We start from the raw sequence: 20,860 nt of genomic DNA on the forward strand, positions 1-20,860 counted from the left end.
AAGAAAAAGTTTTGTTTAAACCTTCATAATATTAACAAGGGATTACAATTAGTTCTCTATTTGATTTTGTAATAATGTCATAACCATCTTTGGTGATGACAATATCATCTTCGATTCTACAACCGCCCCAGTTCGGTATGTAAATGCCCGGCTCAACTGTAACAACCATACCTTCTTGTAAAGTTGCCTTACTTTCTTGGGATAGGCGAAGTGGTTCATGTATTTCTAACCCAAGACCGTGCCCGGTAGAGTGGCCAAAGTATTGACCGTATCCATGTTCTGTAATGTAATCCCTCGTTATATCATCGATACTTTTCGCAGTTTCTCCAGGCTTAATCGCTTCAGTCCCACGTTTTAACGCTTCTCGTACAACATTGTATATTTTTTTGAATTCTTCCGAGGGTTCCCCAATTGCTACGGTACGTGTTATATCGGAACAATATCCGTCGTAAAGTGCACCGAAATCTAATGTAACGATATCGCCTCGTTCGATTATTTTATTTGATGCAACTCCATGGGGAAGTGAAGAACGAACGCCTGAGGCTACAATGATTTGGAATGAAGAAGATGTAGCTCCTTTTTTTCGCATGAAAAATTCTAATTCATCTCGAACGTCAGTCTCGCTTATTCCAGGCTTTAGAAATGTAACAATATGGTGAAATGCTTCGTCAGCGATCGTAGCTGCTATTTTCATTGTTTCTATTTCAGATGTGTCTTTAATAAGTCGAATGTTTTCAATGATCTCACACACTGGAACCATTTCTGTATGTATATATTTTTGTAGTTTCTTAAATTGTTGCAAAGTTATATTATTGTCTTCTATACCAAGTTTTTGAATGTTTAATTTTGATACTTGATTTGCAACTTCTTCCTCTAAATTTCCTTTATGCATAATAATTTCTGCTGCTTTTATTTCCGTTTTTGCTTGATCTACGTAACGGAAATCGGTAATGAAAATAGCTTTATGCACAGTAATTAAGACAACGCCTGCGCTACCTGTAAAGTTTGTTGCGTATTGACGGTTTTCTTTTTTTGTAATAAGTAACCCGTCGATTCCGTAATTATGTAGTTGTTTTTGGATGTTAGTTATTCTTACATTCATTTTAATTCCTCCTTTTTACATTAATAAAGCAAGAATTGTGCCAGTATATTTATTTAGAATAAAAGAAAAGAGGATAGCTGTGTGTCAAAAAAACTAGACGAATGTAAAATAAATATATATAAAATTTTTTACAGTAAGTGTTTATGTGACTGAACAATAATGTAAACTTGCAAACAGAAATCCTCTTAATTTAAATATTATATTTTTTGTATAAATAAATTAAAACAATTGGTATAATAAGGGGTTGTTACGGTTTGTTTGTAGGTAAAGGGATGTAACGAAAAAATTGGGTTAAAGAATGTGAGTATATGAAGAAATTAAGTAAAGTAATGTCATTTTGTTTGGCCGCTAGTATGCTTGTTATAACGGGGTGTGAAACAAGTGAACACAAAGTTCAAGTAAATGAAACGATTGAACAGCTTGATGAAGCGCCAGAAGTGACAGAAAAAGAAGCGAAAAAGATTGTAAGAAAGAGTGTAGATGGAATAGCAAATGCGTTTAGTGAGATGGAAAAAGAAAATGGATGGAGCCGAAATAATCCTGGGGATTTAGAGACAGCTAAAAAAGGAGTTAAAGGATTGGTTTCAGAAAAGTTTGTAGAAAATCAGCTTCCTAAGTCGCTTGCAACATTTAATCGATCAAGAGAGACGGATATGCTACCATTCCCTATTAATATTGAACCGAACATGAGATTAACATATTCACAGAAAAAAGATATTTTAACGATTGAGACTATCACACCTTCAAATGATATGGGAAATGAAGCAGAGATATGGGAATTTATTTTCGTTTATAAAGATGGAAAATGGTTAATGGATAAATGGTCATCTCATACACCGAGCGATTTAAAACTTACGAAGGAAGAAGCTAGTGAATTTCTGAAAATTCAAGGCTTTAAGAATGTTGATTTTGTTAAAGAAGAAGACAGCGGTGACAAAAAATATATTTTTAAAGAAAATGCTAGATTAATTGCTGTAGATGCAAAAACATCGGTTATTACATATGATTTAGATGAGCAAAAACAGGAAAAGGTAGCGAAAGAAAATAGTAGTTCAGGTCAAGAAACGGTTAAGGAAGATAGTGTAAGTTCACAAGTTATTTCTAAAGAAGAGAAGGAAACTACAAAAGAATCTTCAACAGCTTCAGGTAAAACTAAGGCTCTAAATGAATTATCTACTCTAGAAAATCAAGAAAAACATACAAATACCATGTCCGCAAGCGATATAGTAAATGAAATAGAAGGAAATTATCAACTGTGGGATAATAAACTAAATGAAATTTACAGTACATTAAGAAGTACGATGTCAGTTGATGCGTTCCAGTCGTTAAAAACGAAACAAATTGCGTGGGTTAAAGAAAAAGAAAGTAAAGTTAAAGTAATTGGTACTGATACAAATAACGGAACGATGAGACGTATAGAAGCTTCAGAAGAGAAATACAAGATGACAAAAGCAAGATGTTATGAATTAGTAAATGGGTATATGAACTAGTGTGAACGAATATAAAAAATGCGTTGCTTATAAGCAACGCATTTTTGTATTTACGCTTTTAATTTCATTACAATATCAGCATCTGGTGTTACATATACGGTTTGCTGATTGTCGTACGTAACAAAACCAAGTTTTGCACCACTCGGTTTTTTGACATGGCGTATTTTGGTGAAATCAACAGGTACAGAGCTAGACTCTTTCGCTTTACTGTAATAGGCAGCAATTTTGGCAGCTTCTAGTAAAGTTTCTTCAGCAGGCTCTAAAGAGCGAATGACAACGTGAGAGCCAGGTATGTCTTTCGTATGTAACCAAATTTCATCACGGCGGGCAAACTTCGTTGTTAAATAATCATTTTGTTTATTGTTTTTACCAACGAAAATCTCTGTGCCATCACTTGCTAAATATTTATCTAATACTGGTTTAGTAGGTTTTTTCTTTGCGTTTTTCGTTTTGCGATTGCGCACATAACCTTCTTCAGCTAATTCCTCACGAATTTCTTCAATATCTTTTGAAGAAGCAGCTTCCATTTGTTGAAGTAAGCTATCAAAATAAAGAATTTCTTCATTTGTTTTTTCGATTTGTTCTTCTACAACAACAACTGAATTTTTCGCTTTTTGGTACTTTTGGAAATAGCGTTGCGCATTGTCAGATGGTGTTTTTAAAGGATCTAATGTGATTTTTACAGTTCCGCCATTTTCGTCGTAATAGTTAACGACTTCAATATCTTTATCCCCTTTTTTCAAAGCGTACATATTGGCTGTAAGTAGTTCTCCAAATAGTTGATATTTATCTGCTTTTCCGGCATCTTGCAGTGTTTTTTCGAGTTTAATGAGTTTTTTCTCGTTTTTATTTTTTTCGTTTTGCATAAAGCGTTCTAAATCATGAGCTTGTTGTTTTACACGATCACGTTCTGCTTTGCCAAAGAAGAAACGATCTAACAATTCGCTCACTGATGAGAATGTTTTTTCTTCTCCTTGCAAGTGTGTAAGAGGGAAAAGATAAAAGAATTCTTTTCCATTTGCAGTAATCATTGCTGGTGTATATGCATGAGATAGTAATGGTGTTTGTATAGAGAAAAATGCTTCTGATAATGCTTTCTCGTTTACCATACCGGCTTTCTTTACTACTTCTTTTGCAAATAATGGGGATATTCCCATGAAAGCCCCGACGAGTTGTTTATCCATATTTCCAGATAGAAAGTCTAGCGGTCTAATAAAATCATCTGCGGTTTCAATTTGCAGAGGATTGATTTTATGTTGGGCTGGTGGCGCGACGTACTCAGCACCAGCATATACAGTTCGGTGACGGTTTACGGCTAATGAAACGTGTTTTAAGCTATCTAAAATCACGTTTGTTTTCGTATCTAATAAGATAATGTTGCTATGTCGTCCCATTATTTCAATTACTAATGTTTTTAATGATTCGTCTCCGATTTCATTACGACTGCGAACTGTAATTTGGATAATCCGTTCTAAGTCGATTTGTTCAATTTTTTCAATAAATCCACCTTCTAAATGTTTGCGAAGAAGCATACAAAACATCGGCGGTATTGCTGGCGAATCGTAGTTTTGATTCGTTAAGTGCATACGAGCATATGTAGGATGAGATGAAAGAATTAGTTTTTTGTTCTTTCCATTCGCTCGAATATGTAATAAAATCTCGTATTTTGAAGGTTGGTATATTTTAGAAATCCTTCCCGTGTAAAGAGAATTTTCAATTTCATGTGTAATCGCTCTTGTAAATAGTCCATCGAATGCCATTAATGAACACTCCTTTCTAACTAAATGTTAATTATAGCATTTTTTTGGACGAGGCTGAATAAGCTTTCAATAGAGTATGTCTGGAATCAGGAGGTCGATGGCAGGATGAACTGGTATGGAATGCGAGCACATGAAGTGGAAGAAAGAACGAATACGAATGTAAAGGTTGGACTTACAGAGAAAGAAGCAGAAGGGCGAATTAAGAAATTTGGTACAAATGAATTAGAAGAAGCAAAAAGGCCTTCTGCACTAATGGTATTTTTAGCGCAATTTAAAGATTTCATGGTACTCGTTTTGTTTGGAGCAACAATTGTTTCTGCGTTTTTAGGTGAATACATTGATTCTATTGCTATTGTTGCCATTGTTATTATCAATGGTATTCTCGGCTTTTTTCAAGAAAGAAAAGCTGAAAAATCATTGGAAGCTTTAAAGGAACTAGCTGCTCCACAAGTTACTGTAATGCGGAATGGAAAGTGGGTAAAAGCACCATCTAAAGCACTTGTTTTAGGTGATATTATTAAGTTTTCCAGTGGTGATCGTATTGGGGCTGATGTGCGTCTTGTTGAGGCATCAAGTTTATATATTGAAGAGTCTGCTTTGACAGGGGAGTCCGTACCTGTGCAAAAGAAGGTAGAAGCATTGCAAGGGCAAGAGCAAGAGGTTGCAATTGGTGATCAAAAAAATATGGCTTTTATGGGGACAATGATTACGCGAGGATCTGGAACAGGTGTCGTTGTAGCAACTGGTATGAATACAGCGATGGGTCAAATTGCAAATATGTTACAAAATGCAGAGCAAATGGAAACACCACTGCAAAGAAGGTTAGAGCAGCTCGGAAAAATATTAATTATTGTGGCTCTTATTTTGACAGCGCTCGTTGTATTAGCTGGGGTGTATCAAGGGAATGAAGTATATCATATGTTTTTAGCTGGTGTGTCTCTGGCTGTTGCGGCTATTCCAGAAGGGTTGCCAGCAATTGTTACAGTAGCTTTATCACTTGGTGTACAGCGTATGATAAAAAAGAGAGCAATTGTACGAAAGTTACCAGCCGTAGAAACGTTAGGTTGTGCTTCCGTTATATGTTCTGATAAAACGGGGACAATGACGCAAAACAAAATGATGGTAACACATATGTGGTCAGGCGGAGAATTGTGGAAAGTGACAGGGCAAGGATATGAACCTAATGGCTCTTTTATGAAAGGTGAAATAGAAGTGAATCCAGCTAAGACAAAAGCACTTTATCAGCTACTTACATTTGGTTCACTATGTAACAATGCAAATATTATTCAAAAGAAAAAGACGTACGTATTAGATGGAGATCCAACAGAGGGAGCGCTTGTAGCTGCAGCAATGAAAGCTGGGATTACACGTGAGGCATTGAAAGGGAAATTTGAAATTATTCGTGAATTTCCATTTGATTCAACTCGAAAAATGATGAGTGTTATTGTACGAGATCGAGAGGGGAAAAAGTTTATTGTTACGAAGGGAGCACCGGACGTTCTTTTGCAAATGAGTCAAACGATTTTATGGGGGGATAAGCAGCAGCCGTTAAGTGAGTTATATAGAAAAGAAGTACAGGCGGCTATTCATAGCTTAGGTAGTCAAGCGCTTCGAACAATTGCAGTTGCGTTTAAACCTTTAAAAGTCACGGATTCTATTGAACATGAAAGAGACGTTGAAAAAGATTTTATGTTGGTTGGGATACAAGGTATGATTGACCCGCCAAGGCCAGAAGTGGCGCAGGCGGTAAAAGAGTGTAAAGAAGCTGGTATTCGAACAGTAATGATTACAGGTGATCATAAAGTGACAGCAATGGCGATTGCTGAACAATTAGGAGTTTTGCCACCAGATGGGCGCGTTGTTGAAGGCGTAGAACTCGCAAATATGGATGTGGAGGAATTAGAAAATGTTGTAGAAGATACGTATGTATTCGCTCGTGTATCACCTGAGCATAAATTAAAAATTGTTAAGGCACTGCAAAATCAAGGACATATAGTAGCCATGACAGGTGATGGAGTGAACGATGCTCCAGCTATAAAAACAGCGGATATTGGGATAGCGATGGGAATTACAGGGACAGATGTTGCGAAAGAGGCCTCTTCACTTGTTTTACTAGACGATAATTTTGCTACAATTAAATCAGCAATTAAAGAAGGAAGAAATATATACGAGAACATACGTAAGTTTATTCGCTACTTATTGGCGTCAAACGTTGGAGAAATTTTAGTCATGTTATTTGCGATGTTACTTGCATTACCACTGCCGATGGTTCCCATTCAAATTTTATGGGTGAACTTAGTTACTGATGGTTTACCAGCGATGGCATTAGGTTTGGATAAGGCAGAAGGAGATGTGATGAAGAGAACGCCGCGCCACCCGAAAGAAGGGGTATTCGCTAGAGGGCTTGCGTGGAAAATAATAAGTCGAGGGTTTTTAATTGGGGCAGTGACGTTAGTAGCATTTATTATTGCGTATAACCAACATCCAAATGAACTGAAATATGCACAAACTGTAGCGTTCGCGACGTTGGTACTTGCTCAGCTTATTCATGTATTTGATTGTCGTAGTGAGCATTCTGTCTTTCACCGTAATCCATTTGGGAACGTGTATTTAGTAGGGGCGGTTATCATTTCGTTACTACTCATGCTAGTGGTTATATATTATCCACCGTTACAACCGATCTTTAGCACAATGCCGATACAAGCAAGAGATTGGTTATTAATTGGAGGTTTGTCATCAATTCCGACTTTCTTACTAGTAGGTTCTTTATTAACAGGGAAAAAGGCGAAAAAGAAAAAGCCAATATTATATAAGAAGGGATTAAACTTGAAATAGTCAATGTTATGAAAATGTGATATAATTTACAGAAGGTAGTAGAGCCTTGTCTCTATTACCTTTTTCATTGAGTTATTTTATGGCTTGGATGTGATAAAAATGATTTCTAGTATGACAGGGTTTGGAAGATCGAAAGTAGAAAGTGATACTTTTCAAATTACAGTAGAAATGAAATCGGTGAACCACCGTTTTTTAGAGATGAGTATTCGACTTCCTAAGCAAATGATGGTATTTGAGGACAAAATTCGTAAAATAATTGCAAAACAAGTTCGACGTGGACGCATTGAAGTGTCTATTAGTATAGCAGGTGAAGGACTTGTTGAAAGAAAATTAAGTGTGAATTGGTCACTTCTTGAGCAGTACCAATCGATGATGGAAGATATAAAAGGGAAATTTCAATTACAAGATTCTATTACACTCGAGCAATTAATGGCAATGCCAGAAGTAACAGCAATTGAAGAAATAGAAAATATAAATGAACATTTTGAGAACAGTTTATATGAGGCTGTTCGTCAAGCTGCTCATATGTTGAAAACGATGAGAGATGGCGAAGGAGAACGATTACATAAAGATATAGCGTATCGTTTACAAGAGATTAGCAATTGTGTAAATGCAATTATTCCACATGCACCAATTGTTACACAAAAATATCGTGAACGATTAGAAAATCGCTTAAAAGAATTACATAATCAAGAGTTAGATGAACAAAGATTGCTAACAGAAGTCGCAATCTTTGCAGAGCGTTGTGATATTCATGAAGAGTTAGTTCGTTTGCAAAGTCATTTAGAGCAATTTCATGAAACATTGCAGATTGAAGAGCCTGTTGGAAGGAAAATGGATTTCATCGTGCAAGAGATGCATAGAGAAATTAATACGATTGGTTCTAAGGCAAATGACTTAACAATTTCAAAATATGTTGTAGAAATGAAAAATAACCTTGAAAAAATTCGTGAACAAGTACAAAATATTGAGTAGCTTTCAAAAAATATATAAAGTTATACGTGGTGGAGAAATCGGATAGACTTACTAGGAGGCGCAAACTATGGCCATGCGGTTTTTAAATATTGGATACGGAAATATTGTATCTGCTCATCGAATTATTGCTATTGTAAGTCCGGAGTCAGCTCCTATTAAACGAACAGTACAGGAAGCACGCGAACATAATGCTTTGCTTGATGCTACGTATGGGAGAAAAACAAGGGCGGTTATTGTTATGGATGATGGGCATGTTGTATTAAGTCCAATTCAACCAGAGACGATTGCACATCGTTTGAATAATAAAGAAGATTTAAGTGAGGAAGGGTAGGTTTTACATATTTATGAGAAGTAGAAGAGGATTGCTCATCGTTCTTTCAGGGCCTTCTGGGGTTGGAAAAGGAACGGTTCGTAAAGAGCTGTTTAGCCATGAGGATACACGTTTTCAGTACTCTATTTCAGTAACGACACGTAAGCCGCGTGAAGGTGAAGTAGATGGTGTGGATTATTTCTTTAAAGAAAGAGAAGAATTCGAGGAAATGATTCGTAATGAAAGATTACTTGAGTGGGCTGAGTTCGTAGGTAATTATTACGGAACACCGATTGACTATGTTGAAAAAACATTACAAGAAGGAAAAGATGTATTCTTAGAAATTGAAGTGCAAGGAGCAATTCAAGTTAAGAAAGCTTTCCCAGAAGGTGTATTTATTTTCTTAGCACCTCCGAGTTTATCTGAACTAAAGAGCCGTATTGTTGGCCGTGGTACAGAGACTGAAGATGTTATTGAAAATCGTTTAACTGTAGCGAAAGAAGAAATCGAGATGATGGACGCTTACGACTATGTAGTAGAAAACGATCAAGTTGAATTAGCTTGTGATAGAATTAAAGCGATTGTGGTTGGCGAACATTGCCGCCGCGAAAGGGTAGCAAAATATTATAAAGAAATGACGGAGGGTCTATAATTATGTTAAATCCATCAATTGACTCATTACTACAAAAAATCGATTCTAAATACACACTAGTAACAGTGGCTGCAAAGCGTGCACGTGAAATGCAACTTGCTAATAACTGTGTTGTAGAGCAACCGGTTTCTCATAAGTGTGTAGGTAAAGCATTAGAAGAAATCGATGCGGAAGTATTAAGCTACGTACCAAGTGAAGATAAAGTAGCTGAATAAGCCTTTGCCTTCGACAAAATAAAACATAGACTTTATAATTTTCTATGTAACGGTAACAACCTATTTACAAGTAGGTTGTTATTTTTTTACGAAAGGAATGAAATATTGGTACTGACGAGCTGGGAATTCTATTTCAGTATTATAAGTTTGAAAAAGAAAGAGGACGAGTCATATGCTAAAAGGGAAAAAGATACTTCTATGTGTAACAGGAGGCATTGCGGTTTTTAAAGCAGCTGCGTTAACGAGTAAATTGACACAATCTGGCGCGATTGTAAAAGTAATGATGAGTGAGTCGGCAATGAAGTTTGTTACGCCTCTTACATTCCAAGCACTTTCTCGCCATGATGTATATACGGATACATTTGATGAGAAAGACTCGGCTGTTATTGCTCATATTGATTTAGCAGATTGGGCGGATATTGTACTTGTCGCACCTGCTACTGCCAATTGTATTGGAAAGTTAGCTGGTGGTATTGCAGATGATATGATTACAACTACTTTGTTAGCTACTACAGCTCCGGTATGGATTGCGCCTGCTATGAATGTGCATATGTATGAAAATAAAATTGTTCAAAAAAATATGATGACATTGAAAACGCTAGGATATACATTTATTGAGCCTGGTGAAGGCTTTTTAGCATGTGGATATGTAGCGAAGGGACGACTAGAAGAACCTGAAGCGATTATTGCACGGTTAGAGGAAGCTTTCTCAGAACACAAACCATTGCAGGGAAAAAGAATATTAATAACTGCTGGCCCAACACGTGAAAAGGTTGATCCAGTTCGTTTTATGACGAATTTTTCTTCTGGAAAAATGGGGTATGCGATTGCAGAAGTGGCGGCGAATCTAGGCGCTGATGTTATACTCGTTTCAGGACCGACAGCATTAAATCCACCGTTACATGTAACGACAGTGCAAGTGGAATCTGCACAAGATATGTTAGAAGCAGTTCTTCAACATTATCAAAACGTAGACGTTGTCATTAAAACAGCAGCAGTTGCAGATTATCGTCCGAAATATGTTCATGATAATAAAATGAAAAAGCAAAATGGTGATGCTGTCATTGAGCTCGAAAGAACGGTGGATATTTTAAAAACGTTAGGTCAGAAAAAGGATAAACAGTTACTTATCGGTTTTGCTGCTGAAACGACAAATGTAGAGGAATATGCAACGAAAAAACTACGTGAGAAAAATGCAGATATGATTGTCGCTAATGATGTAAAAGCGCAAGGAGCTGGCTTTGGCACGGATACGAATATTGTAACGATGTATAGAAAAGATGGAAAAGTTATTGAGTTGCCACTTTTAATGAAAAAAGAGGTAGCTCGTGAAATATTAAAGCAAATTGAAATGATGTTAGAAGATGATCGTTTATGAAATTTGCAAGTGTAATTGTTGATGTACCTGCCCGTCAGACAGATCGACCATTTGATTACATTATCCCTAAAAAATGGGAAGATATTGTACAGACAGGAATGCGGGTAGTAGTTCCGTTTGGGCCAAGAAAATTGCAAGGTTTTATTATTGGGATTAAAGATTCGGTGGATGTAGAAAGTAAGAAGTTAAAGACAATCCATGAAATATTAGATGTAACATCGGTTTTAAATGATGAATTATTAAAACTTGGATATTGGCTTACAAGTGAAACGTTATGCTACATGATTTCAGCTTTTCAAGTGATGCTTCCAACTGCGATAAAAGCAACGTATAAAAAACGTCTACAACTTTGTAAACAGGAAGAAATAGCACCTGAAATACTATATTTATTTCAGGATAAAGAAGCAATTGATTTTGAAATAATCGAGCAACAGCCACATTTATACCGGACTATTCAACAAGAAATTAAAAATGGTACGGTTGAAGTCGTTTATCAAGTGAAAGATAAAGTACAAAAGAAGAAGCAAAGAGTTGTTCAGCTGGAGTTGCCAGAAGATAAATTAGAATTAGCGGCATTTGAACTGAAAAGTAAAAAACAACAAGATGTACTCTATTATTTTGTGGAAAATCATAAAAGTGTACCGTTGAAAGTAATTACAGAAGAGTTACAAATAACAGATGCTCCAATAAAAGCACTTGTTAAAAAGGGATTCATTTCAGAAAAGTATGTGGAAGTATACCGAAATCCGTATGACGATGATGATTTTGAACAAACGAAACCATTTCCACTTACGGAGGAACAAAAACAAGTTATTACACCGATTTTATCATCAATTACAAATGAAACTTATAATCCATTTTTACTATATGGTGTTACAGGAAGTGGAAAGACAGAAGTATATTTACAATCTATAGCAGCAGTGCTCGAGAAAGGAAAAGAAGCTATCGTTCTTGTTCCTGAAATTGCACTAACACCCCAAATGGTGGATCGTTTTAAAGGTAGGTTTGGCTCGCAAGTTGCAGTTCTTCATAGTGCGTTGTCTGTTGGAGAAAAGTATGACGAGTGGCGTAAGATTTTAAGAAAAGAAGTGAAAGTTGTAGTTGGTGCGCGTTCAGCCGTTTTTGCGCCTTTTGAGAATTTAGGGATTATTATTATTGATGAAGAGCATGAATCAAGTTACAAACAAGAAGATAATCCAAGGTATCATGCAAGAGATGTGGCTGTCTGGAGAGGGCAATATCATAAATGTCCTATCGTTCTTGGTAGTGCGACACCAACACTTGAATCGTTTGCAAGGGCGAAAAAAGGTGTTTATGAACTACTAACAATGGAAAAACGTATGAATGAACAAGCTTTACCAACGGTAGAGATTGTTGATATGCGAGAAGAACTTCGTGACGGGAATCGATCAATGTTTTCTAAGGCGCTGCATGAAAAAATAGCAGATCGATTAGAAAAGAAAGAACAGATGGTACTCTTTTTAAATAGAAGAGGTCATTCTACATTTGTTATGTGCCGTGATTGTGGGTATGTTGTACAATGTCCGCATTGTGATATTTCATTGACATATCATAAAATGAATCATCGTTTAAAATGTCATTATTGTAGTTACGAAGAAAATATGCCAACTGAGTGTCCAGCTTGTCAAAGTACATACATTCGTTTCTTTGGTACAGGTACACAAAAGGTAGAAGAAGAAATTACAAAACTATTTCCAGAGGCGCGAGTCATTCGAATGGATGTAGATACGACAAGTCGAAAAGGAATGCATGAAAAATTATTAAAGGCGTTTGGGGAAGAAAAAGCAGATATATTACTTGGAACACAAATGATTGCTAAAGGATTAGATTTTCCGAAAGTAACGCTTGTTGGGGTTTTAACTGCAGATACGATGCTTCACTTACCTGATTTTCGGGCAAGTGAAAAGACATATCAGTTATTGACGCAAGTAAGTGGACGAGCGGGTAGACATGAATTGCCAGGGGAAGTTGTGATTCAAACGTATACGCCAGAACATTACAGTATAGAGTTAGCGAAGAACCAACAATATGATGTGTTTTTTGACCAAGAAATGCAAATGAGACGAACAAGACAATATCCTCCATATTACTATGTTGTACTCGTAACCGTATCTCATCCTGAATTATTAAAAGCGGTACAAGTGACGGAAAAAATTGCCTCGTATTTACGAACGCATTGCTCGCAGCAAACAATGGTGTTAGGACCAGTTGCTTCAGCAATTCCAAGGATAAAAGATAGATATCGTTATCAATGCATGATAAAATACAAACGGGAACCAAACTTAAAGAACGTGCTCAAAATGGTAAATGAACATTATCAAGCAGAAATGCAAAAAGAGCTACAAATCTCAATTGATTTTAATCCAACAATGTTAATGTAGCGGAGGGAAATATGGCAGTTTTAGAAATAGTAAAGCATCCAAATGAAGTGTTAGAAACACCATGCGAAAGAGTAATTAACTTTGATAAAAAGTTAGTGAAATTGTTGAAAGATATGCATGAAACAATGTTAATTGCGGACGGAGTCGGTTTAGCTGCGCCTCAAGTAGGTGTAAGCTTGCAAGTAGCGGTTGTTGATGTCGATGATGATACTGGGAAAATCGAGTTAATCAATCCATCAATATTAGAAAAACGTGGTGAACAAGTAGGTCCCGAAGGATGTTTAAGTTTCCCGGGACTTTATGGTGAAGTAGAACGTGCCGATTATATTAAAGTAAGAGCGCAAAATCGCCGTGGGAAAGTATTTTTATTAGAAGCGGAAGGATTTTTAGCGCGTGCAATTCAACATGAAATCGATCATTTACACGGTGTTTTATTTACATCGAAAGTGACAAGATATTATGAAGAAAACGAACTAGAATAGGTGTTAAAAGGAGCGGTTTTTAAATGATAAAAGTAGTGTTTATGGGAACACCGGACTTTTCAGTGCCGGTGCTTCGTCGTCTTATTGAAGATGGCTATGAGGTAGTAGGTGTTGTGACGCAACCTGATCGTCCAGTAGGTAGAAAAAAAGTATTAACACCTACACCTGTTAAAGTTGAAGCGGAAAAACATGGTATTCCTGTTTTACAGCCGTTGAAAATTCGTGAAAAAGATGAATATGAAAAAGTATTGGCATTAGAGCCAGATTTAATTGTAACAGCTGCATTTGGTCAGATTGTACCAAATGAAATTTTAGAAGCACCAAAGTATGGATGTATTAATGTCCACGCTTCTTTACTTCCTGAACTTCGTGGTGGTGCACCAATTCATTATGCAATTATGGAAGGTAAAGAAAAAACAGGTATTACAATTATGTATATGGTAGAAAAATTGGATGCTGGTGATATCTTAACACAAGTGGAAGTGGAAATTGAAGAGCGTGAAACGACAGGCTTATTATTTGATAAATTAAGTGAAGCAGGAGCACACCTTCTATCTAAAACAGTACCTTTATTAATTCAAGGTAAGCTAGAACCGATTAAGCAAAACGAAGAAGAAGTAACGTTTGCGTACAATATAAAACGTGAGCAAGAGAAAATTGATTGGACAAAAACAGGTGAAGAAGTATACAATCACATTCGCGGATTGAGTCCATGGCCAGTTGCTTATACAACTTTAGCAGGACAAGTTGTTAAAGTATGGTGGGGAGAAAAAGTACCTGTAACTGAACCGGCTGAAGCAGGTACGATTGTTGCAATCGAAGAAGATGGTTTTGTTGTAGCGACTAGTAATGAAACAGGTGTTAAAATTACTGAATTGCAACCTTCTGGTAAAAAGCGTATGAGTTGTTCACAATTTTTACGTGGAACAAAACCTGAAATTGGAACGAAGTTAGGAGAAAATGCATGAGACAAAATGTTCGTGAATTAGCTCTTGATGGTTTAATTCAAGTGGAAAAAAGTGGTGCATATAGCAACTTACTTTTAAATAATCTAATTGAAAAAAGTGCAATTGATAGAAAAGATATTGGTTTATTAACTGAAATTGTATATGGAACGATTCAACGTCGTGACACATTGGATTATTATTTACAGCCTTTTTTAAAAAAGAAAGTTGAGGCGTGGGTAAGAGTATTGCTTCGCTTATCTTTATATCAAATGATTTATTTAGACCGAGTGCCAGAAAGAGCGGCTATTCATGAAGCAGTTGAGATTGCAAAGCGTCGCGGGCATAAAGGAATTGCTGGTATGGTGAACGGTGTATTACGTTCGATTCAGAGAGAAGGTGTACCTTCTGTAGATGAAATCAAGGATCCAGTAGAACGTCTTGCAATTGCGACGAGTCATCCAGTTTGGCTTGTACAAGAGTGGACTTCTGCATATGGCTTAGAAACTGCAGAGAAAATGTGTGAAGTAAACATGTTACCTCCTGTACCTACAGCACGTGTGAATGTTGATAAGGTAACGGTAGAAGAAGCGATTGAGTTGTTGGCAAGTGAAGGTATAGAAGCAAAACGTGGTGACTTGTCAGATGATGCAATTCAGATTGAAAGAGGAAATGTAGCGCATACAGAAGCGTTTAAAAAAGGATTTCTTTCTATTCAAGATGAAAGTTCTATGCTTGTAGCACGCGCTTTAGAACCAAATGAGGGAGAGGCAGTTCTTGATAGTTGTGCGGCTCCTGGTGGTAAAACTACGCATATAGCTGAGCGTTTAAAGGGAACTGGTAAAGTAATGTCCCTTGATTTACATGCACACAAAGTACGTTTAATTAAACAGCAAGCAGAGCGACTTGGGCTAGAAAATGTCGAAACAAAAGCGCTAGATGCTAGAAAAGTGCAAGAGCACTTTTCAAATGAAACGTTTGATAAAATATTGGTAGATGCACCGTGTTCTGGATTTGGTGTAATTAGACGTAAGCCTGATATTAAGTTAGGAAAAGATAAGGGCGATAGTGAAAGATTATCGACGATTCAACTTGCGATACTAGAAAAAATAGCACCATTATTAAAACAAGGCGGTCGTCTTGTTTATAGTACGTGCACAATTGAGAAAATAGAAAATGAACAAGTAATAGATAAATTTTTAAAAGAACATCCTGAATTTGAATGGGATACCACGATAAAAGAACGTATGCCAGAAAAATTAAGTCCGTATATTAATGAAGGTCAAGTACAAATTTTACCACATTATTTTGCAACGGATGGCTTTTATATTGCTTGTTTAAGGAAGAAGGTGTAGCATCATGGAAACGACTGTAAGAAAACAAAAGAAAAATGTAGAAGCGAAGAAACCATCAATTTACTCTTTACAAATTCATGAAATGCAAGATTGGTTAAAGGAACAAGGAGAACCGAAGTTCCGCGCTGGACAAATTTTTGACTGGCTATATAAAAAACGTGTAAAAAATTATGAGGATATGTCAAACCTTTCTAAAGGATTGCGTGATAAATTGTCGAATTCCTTTGATATTACTACTTTAAACACGTTAGTAAAACAAACGTCTTCGGATGGAACGATTAAATTCTTATTCCAATTATATGACGGGTATTCTATTGAAACGGTATTAATGCGACATGAATATGGAAATTCCATTTGTGTAACAACGCAAGTTGGTTGTCGTATTGGATGTACGTTCTGTGCTTCGACGCTTGGTGGACTAAAACGAAACCTAGAAGCTGGAGAAATCGTAGCGCAAGTAGTAGAAGTTCAGCGTGCGCTTGATGAAACGGAAGAACGTGTAAGTTCTCTTGTTGTTATGGGAATTGGAGAACCATTTGATAATTACGATAATTTAATGGGATTCTTACGTATCACTAACCATGAAAAAGGACTTCATATTGGTGCTAGACATATGACTGTTTCGACGAGTGGAATTATCCCGAAAATTTATAAGTTTGCTGAAGAAGATCTACAAATTAATTTTGCGATTTCATTGCATGCTCCGAACTCAGAATTACGTTCAAAATTAATGCCGATTAACCGTGCTTATAAATTACCGGATTTAATGGAAGCTATTAAATACTATGTAAATAGAACAGGGCGCCGTATTACTTTTGAATATGGATTATTTGGAGGAGAAAATGACCAAGTTGAGCACGCTGAAGAGCTTGCTGCGCTCTTAAAAGGTGTAAAATGTCATGTAAACTTAATCCCGGTAAACTACGTACCTGAACGTGATTATGTACGTACACCACGTGAGCAAATTTTCTTGTTCGAGAAAACGTTAAAAGATCGTGGAGTGAATGTAACGATTCGCCGTGAACAAGGTCATGATATTGATGCAGCCTGCGGTCAGTTGCGTGCGAAGGAGCGCAAAGAAGAGACGAGGTGACGAGATGAAAGCCGTATTTCTATCGGATAAAGGAAAAGTTCGTCAACATAATGAAGATAGTGCAGGAGTTTTTCACAATTTAGATGGAAATGTTTTAGCGGTAGTCGCAGATGGAATGGGAGGTCATCGAGCTGGTGATGTAGCTAGCTCGATGACCATCCAATTATTCCATGATTATTGGAAGCAAACGCATAATATGAATGAACCGAAAAAAGTAGAACAATGGTTACATACTAGTGTTGGGATTATTAATGAGCGTATATATGAATACGCTCAGCAAAATGTAGAATGTAATGGTATGGGAACAACGCTTATAATAGCTGTTTGTACACCAAGTTTTGTGACAATAGGGCATATAGGAGATAGTCGTTGCTATATGGTATCAGAAGGAGAAATGACGCTTGTAACGGAAGATCATTCGCTTGTAAATGAGCTTGTGAGACATGGTGAAATTTCAAAGGAAGATGCAGAGTATCATCCGAAAAAGAATGTGTTATTAAGAGCATTAGGAACAGAAGAAAAAGTTGGATTAGATGTAAAAACGTTGGTGCTTGAGGAAGATGATCAGTTGCTTCTTTGCTCTGATGGGTTATCAAACAAAGTTTCTATAGGTGATATGCAACAAATTTTACAGTTAAATGAACAGCTTGAAGGTAAAGGGCAGCGTCTCATTCAATTGGCGAATGATCGCGGTGGAGAAGATAATATCACACTTGTTCTTATTGATTATGCGGGTTCGACAAACGAAAGTAGGTGAAGTGCAACGTGCTGATTGGAAAACGCTTAAATGACCGTTATAAGCTGCTGAAAATGATTGGTGGTGGCGGAATGGCCAATGTATATTTAGCTCATGATGATATACTTGGCCGAGATGTAGCGGTAAAAATATTAAGACTCGACTACTCAAATAACGAAGAGTTTATTAAACGTTTCCATCGAGAAGCGCAGTCTGTTACAACGTTGTCGCATCCAAATATTGTGAATATGTATGATGTCGGAGAAGAAGATGGTATATATTATCTTGTCATGGAATATGTACCTGGGCAAACATTGAAGCAATACATAATTGAGCGAGGTATGTTACCTATAGGAGAAGCTCTTGATATTATGGAGCAGTTAACATCCGCCATGGCACACGCCCATCATTTTGAAATTGTGCATCGTGATATAAAGCCGCACAATATTTTAATTCGAGCTGATGGAATAATAAAAGTAACAGATTTTGGAATTGCGACAGCTACAAGTGCAACAACAATTACACATACAAATTCAGTACTCGGTTCAGTCCATTATTTATCACCAGAACAGGCACGTGGCGGGATAGCAAATAAACAATCGGATATTTATTCTCTTGGAATAGTTATGTTTGAATTGTTAACAGGAAGACAACCGTTTTCTGGCGAATCTGCTGTTGCTATAGCTTTAAAACATTTACAAAGTGAAATCCCATCACCAAAAAGATGGAATGAAAATATTCCGCAAAGTGTTGAAAATATTATATTAAAGGCAACTGCAAAAGATCCGTTCCATCGATATCAGTCTGCCAATGCGATGAAGCGAGATATTGAAACTGCGTTATATCCAGAGAGGATAAATGAGCAACCATTTTACATACCGGAAGATATGGAAGCGACGAAAGCGATTCCGATTATTCAACAAGAACAATTATTCGCAAATGTAAGTGATGAAACGATTGTTTTAAAAGGGAGTAAGGTGGAGGAACCGATAAGAGCAGAAGCACCTGAGTTAGATAAGAAGAAAAAACGGGGTAACAAGTGGCTTAAAGTTTTAATTTCAACATTTTTATTTTTAGCAATAGGAATAACATTAGCGCTTACGGTTATTCCAGGATTATTTATTCCGAAAGATGTGAAAGTTCCTGACGTGGCTGGTATGAAATATACGACAGCTGTAAATACATTAGTAGAAAAGGGCTTTGAGGTGACGGAGCCTAATATTGTATATACAGATGATGTTGAGGTTGGGGATGTAATAAAAACGGATCCTGTAGCAGGAAGAGTCGTAAAAGAAAACGCTAAAATTACTATCTATCAATCAGGTGGAAAAAAGAAAAGTAAGATGGCGAATTTCACAGGGCAAAACTTTGAGAGTGTAAAGGCTGAGTTAGAAGAAAAATATAAACAAGTTACAGTAAATTATATTGAAAATGATAAGCCGAAAGGTGAAATCGTAGAGCAAATCCCGACGCCTGATCAAATGGTTATAGAAGCGGAGCAAGAACTGAAAATCTGGGTAAGTAAAGGTCCTTATCAAATTAGACCAGGTGATTTTTCGGGGTGGACCGAAAATAGTGTAACTGGTTATTTGAATGAGAGAAAACTAACTTCGGATATAAAACGAGAGCATTCAGATACAGTTGAAAAAGGACTTGTAATTTCTCAATTTCCAAAGCCAGGTACACCATTAAAAGAGGGAGATAAAGTAACTATTATTATCTCTGATGGTCCAAAGCCTAAAGTGACTAAAACGGTAAAAGTGGACAATATTTCTATCCCATATGAGCCTGCTGTAACAGGTGAGAAAAAGCCGCAAACAATAGAAATTTATAAAGAAGATATGCAGCAAAAAATGGATAGACCAATTGAAACGAGAACAATTACTGAATCAGCGACTATTTCTTTAGAATTTGTAATTCAAGAAGGTTCAAAAGGACACTATAAAATTGTACGAGATGGAGTCACGATTATTGACAAAGAAGTACCATATCCAACTCAATAATAGTGAAAATCTACTTATTATTATTGCCTGTTATGCTGTCTACAAAGTGGACGGTATAGCAGGCAAAAATATATGATTCAAAAAGCTAGTAAAGTGATGCAGCTGTAAATTTTTTTTTGCATTTAATGGAAGATTTAATGTATATTAGCGAAAGTATATAGGGTAGGTTTTGAAATCGTTATTTGAAAAATTTAAATCCATTCATTTTTAAATTCAGCATCACCTTATACAAAAAAGGAGAATTCTATGCCAGAAGGAAAAATTATAAAAGCTTTAAGTGGGTTTTATTACGTGCAGCATGAAGAAGGGGTTACGCAGTGCCGTGGGCGAGGTGTATTTAGAAAAAATAAAATTACACCACTTGTAGGAGACCAAGTTGTTTTTCAGGCAGATAATCCAACTGAAGGTTATGTGCTTGAAGTGTTTGATCGAAAAAATGAACTTGTTAGACCTCCTATTGCTAATGTTGATCAAGCGATCCTCGTGTTCTCTGCAGTAGAACCAGATTTTAATCCTGGACTGTTAGATCGATTTTTAGTGCTGATTGAATATCATAACATTAAGCCGATTATTTGTATTAGCAAGATGGATTTAGTGGATGAAAAGATGAAAGCAACTGTTGAAGCTTATGCGGAAGATTATCGTGAGATGGGTTATGATGTGTTATTTACTTCTATCAATACGTCAGAAAGTATTGATATATTAAAACCATACTTAGAAAATTGTGTTTCTGTCGTTGCAGGTCAATCTGGTGTTGGGAAATCTTCAATGCTTAATGTGTTACGTCCAGAATTAGAACTGAAAACAAATGATATTTCCTCACATTTAGGGCGCGGGAAGCATACGACAAGGCACGTAGAATTAATTGCAATTGGGAGTGGACTAGTTGCAGATACACCTGGCTTTAGTTCGCTAGATTTCATAGATATAGAAGTAGAAGATCTTACATATTGTTTTCCAGAGTTGAAAGAAGCGAGTCAATACTGTAAATTTAGAGGGTGTACACATCTTTCTGAACCGAAATGTGCTGTGAAAGCTGCGGTTGAAGAAGGGAAGATTACAGAATATCGTTATAAGAACTATAAACAATTCGTAGAAGAAATTAGAGAGAGAAAGCCGAGGTATTAG

At 36.5% G+C, this 20,860-nt stretch carries 17 protein-coding genes; 15 read left to right on the forward strand and 2 right to left on the reverse strand.

Annotation, left to right across the window (positions count from 1 at the left end; all coding sequences use genetic code 11):
• Positions 1–31: 31 nt before the first annotated feature.
• Positions 32–1,102 carry a Xaa-Pro peptidase family protein gene (locus C4S65_RS13245; RefSeq protein ID WP_001102866.1) on the reverse strand — a complete coding sequence of 357 codons (1,071 nt, stop codon included), beginning with the start codon at positions 1,100–1,102 and terminating at the stop codon, positions 32–34.
• Between the two features lie 308 nt (positions 1,103–1,410).
• Here C4S65_RS13245 and C4S65_RS13250 point away from each other — a divergent pair, with 308 nt between their 5' ends.
• Complete coding sequence (locus C4S65_RS13250) at positions 1,411–2,592, forward strand: lysozyme inhibitor LprI family protein (protein ID WP_000736522.1); 1,182 nt, start codon at positions 1,411–1,413, stop codon at positions 2,590–2,592.
• A gap of 50 nt (positions 2,593–2,642) precedes the next feature.
• On the opposite strand, the gene C4S65_RS13255 is transcribed toward C4S65_RS13250, so the two are convergent.
• Positions 2,643–4,352, reverse strand: coding sequence for an NFACT RNA binding domain-containing protein (locus C4S65_RS13255; RefSeq protein WP_061666368.1), 1,710 nt, complete (start codon positions 4,350–4,352; stop codon positions 2,643–2,645).
• Between the two features lie 105 nt (positions 4,353–4,457).
• Between C4S65_RS13255 and C4S65_RS13260 the strand changes: the two genes are divergently transcribed.
• From C4S65_RS13260 to rsgA, 14 genes are all read left to right on the forward strand, one after another.
• On the forward strand, positions 4,458–7,187 hold the full coding sequence (locus C4S65_RS13260) for a calcium-translocating P-type ATPase, SERCA-type (RefSeq protein WP_001104762.1): 2,730 nt from the start codon (positions 4,458–4,460) through the stop codon (positions 7,185–7,187).
• Between the two features lie 99 nt (positions 7,188–7,286).
• A complete protein-coding gene (locus C4S65_RS13265) occupies positions 7,287–8,162 on the forward strand; it encodes a YicC/YloC family endoribonuclease (RefSeq protein ID WP_000625863.1) in 876 nt (291 codons plus the stop codon).
• 67 nt (positions 8,163–8,229) lie between these two features.
• Entirely contained in the window at positions 8,230–8,493 is a 264-nt protein-coding gene (locus C4S65_RS13270; protein ID WP_001251456.1) for a DUF370 domain-containing protein, read from the forward strand.
• Positions 8,494–8,506: 13 nt separating this feature from the next.
• The gene (gene gmk, locus C4S65_RS13275) at positions 8,507–9,124 is read left to right on the forward strand and encodes a guanylate kinase (protein ID WP_001257742.1); all 618 of its coding nucleotides are present in this window, start codon (positions 8,507–8,509) and stop codon (positions 9,122–9,124) included.
• A gap of 2 nt (positions 9,125–9,126) precedes the next feature.
• A complete protein-coding gene (rpoZ, locus tag C4S65_RS13280) occupies positions 9,127–9,339 on the forward strand; it encodes a DNA-directed RNA polymerase subunit omega (protein WP_000933962.1) in 213 nt (70 codons plus the stop codon).
• A gap of 172 nt (positions 9,340–9,511) precedes the next feature.
• A complete protein-coding gene (gene coaBC, locus C4S65_RS13285; RefSeq protein WP_000911743.1) occupies positions 9,512–10,717 on the forward strand; it encodes a bifunctional phosphopantothenoylcysteine decarboxylase/phosphopantothenate--cysteine ligase CoaBC in 1,206 nt (401 codons plus the stop codon).
• On the forward strand, positions 10,714–13,119 hold the full coding sequence (gene priA, locus C4S65_RS13290; protein WP_103945257.1) for a primosomal protein N': 2,406 nt from the start codon (positions 10,714–10,716) through the stop codon (positions 13,117–13,119). The genes coaBC and priA overlap by 4 nt, the downstream gene beginning before the upstream one ends.
• An 11-nt stretch (positions 13,120–13,130) precedes the next feature.
• Positions 13,131–13,601, forward strand: a complete 471-nt coding sequence (gene def, locus C4S65_RS13295) for a peptide deformylase (RefSeq protein WP_000279470.1) — start codon at positions 13,131–13,133, stop codon at positions 13,599–13,601.
• Positions 13,602–13,624: 23 nt separating this feature from the next.
• Positions 13,625–14,569: a methionyl-tRNA formyltransferase gene (fmt, locus tag C4S65_RS13300; RefSeq protein ID WP_000598802.1), complete on the forward strand. Its 945-nt coding sequence runs from the start codon at positions 13,625–13,627 to the stop codon at positions 14,567–14,569.
• On the forward strand, positions 14,566–15,900 hold the full coding sequence (gene rsmB / locus C4S65_RS13305; protein ID WP_001249663.1) for a 16S rRNA (cytosine(967)-C(5))-methyltransferase RsmB: 1,335 nt from the start codon (positions 14,566–14,568) through the stop codon (positions 15,898–15,900). The genes fmt and rsmB overlap by 4 nt, the downstream gene beginning before the upstream one ends.
• Positions 15,901–15,904: 4 nt before the next feature.
• The gene (rlmN, locus tag C4S65_RS13310; RefSeq protein ID WP_086407622.1) at positions 15,905–16,993 is read left to right on the forward strand and encodes a 23S rRNA (adenine(2503)-C(2))-methyltransferase RlmN; all 1,089 of its coding nucleotides are present in this window, start codon (positions 15,905–15,907) and stop codon (positions 16,991–16,993) included.
• A gap of 4 nt (positions 16,994–16,997) precedes the next feature.
• On the forward strand, positions 16,998–17,750 hold the full coding sequence (locus C4S65_RS13315; protein ID WP_000648711.1) for a Stp1/IreP family PP2C-type Ser/Thr phosphatase: 753 nt from the start codon (positions 16,998–17,000) through the stop codon (positions 17,748–17,750).
• A gap of 8 nt (positions 17,751–17,758) precedes the next feature.
• The gene (gene pknB / locus C4S65_RS13320) at positions 17,759–19,732 is read left to right on the forward strand and encodes a Stk1 family PASTA domain-containing Ser/Thr kinase (RefSeq protein ID WP_086407621.1); all 1,974 of its coding nucleotides are present in this window, start codon (positions 17,759–17,761) and stop codon (positions 19,730–19,732) included.
• Between the two features lie 246 nt (positions 19,733–19,978).
• The gene (gene rsgA / locus C4S65_RS13325; protein ID WP_001113931.1) at positions 19,979–20,860 is read left to right on the forward strand and encodes a ribosome small subunit-dependent GTPase A; all 882 of its coding nucleotides are present in this window, start codon (positions 19,979–19,981) and stop codon (positions 20,858–20,860) included.

This window comes from Bacillus sp. ok061 (assembly GCF_900108285.1).
Lineage (GTDB): Bacteria > Bacillota > Bacilli > Bacillales > Bacillaceae_G > Bacillus_A > Bacillus_A thuringiensis_S.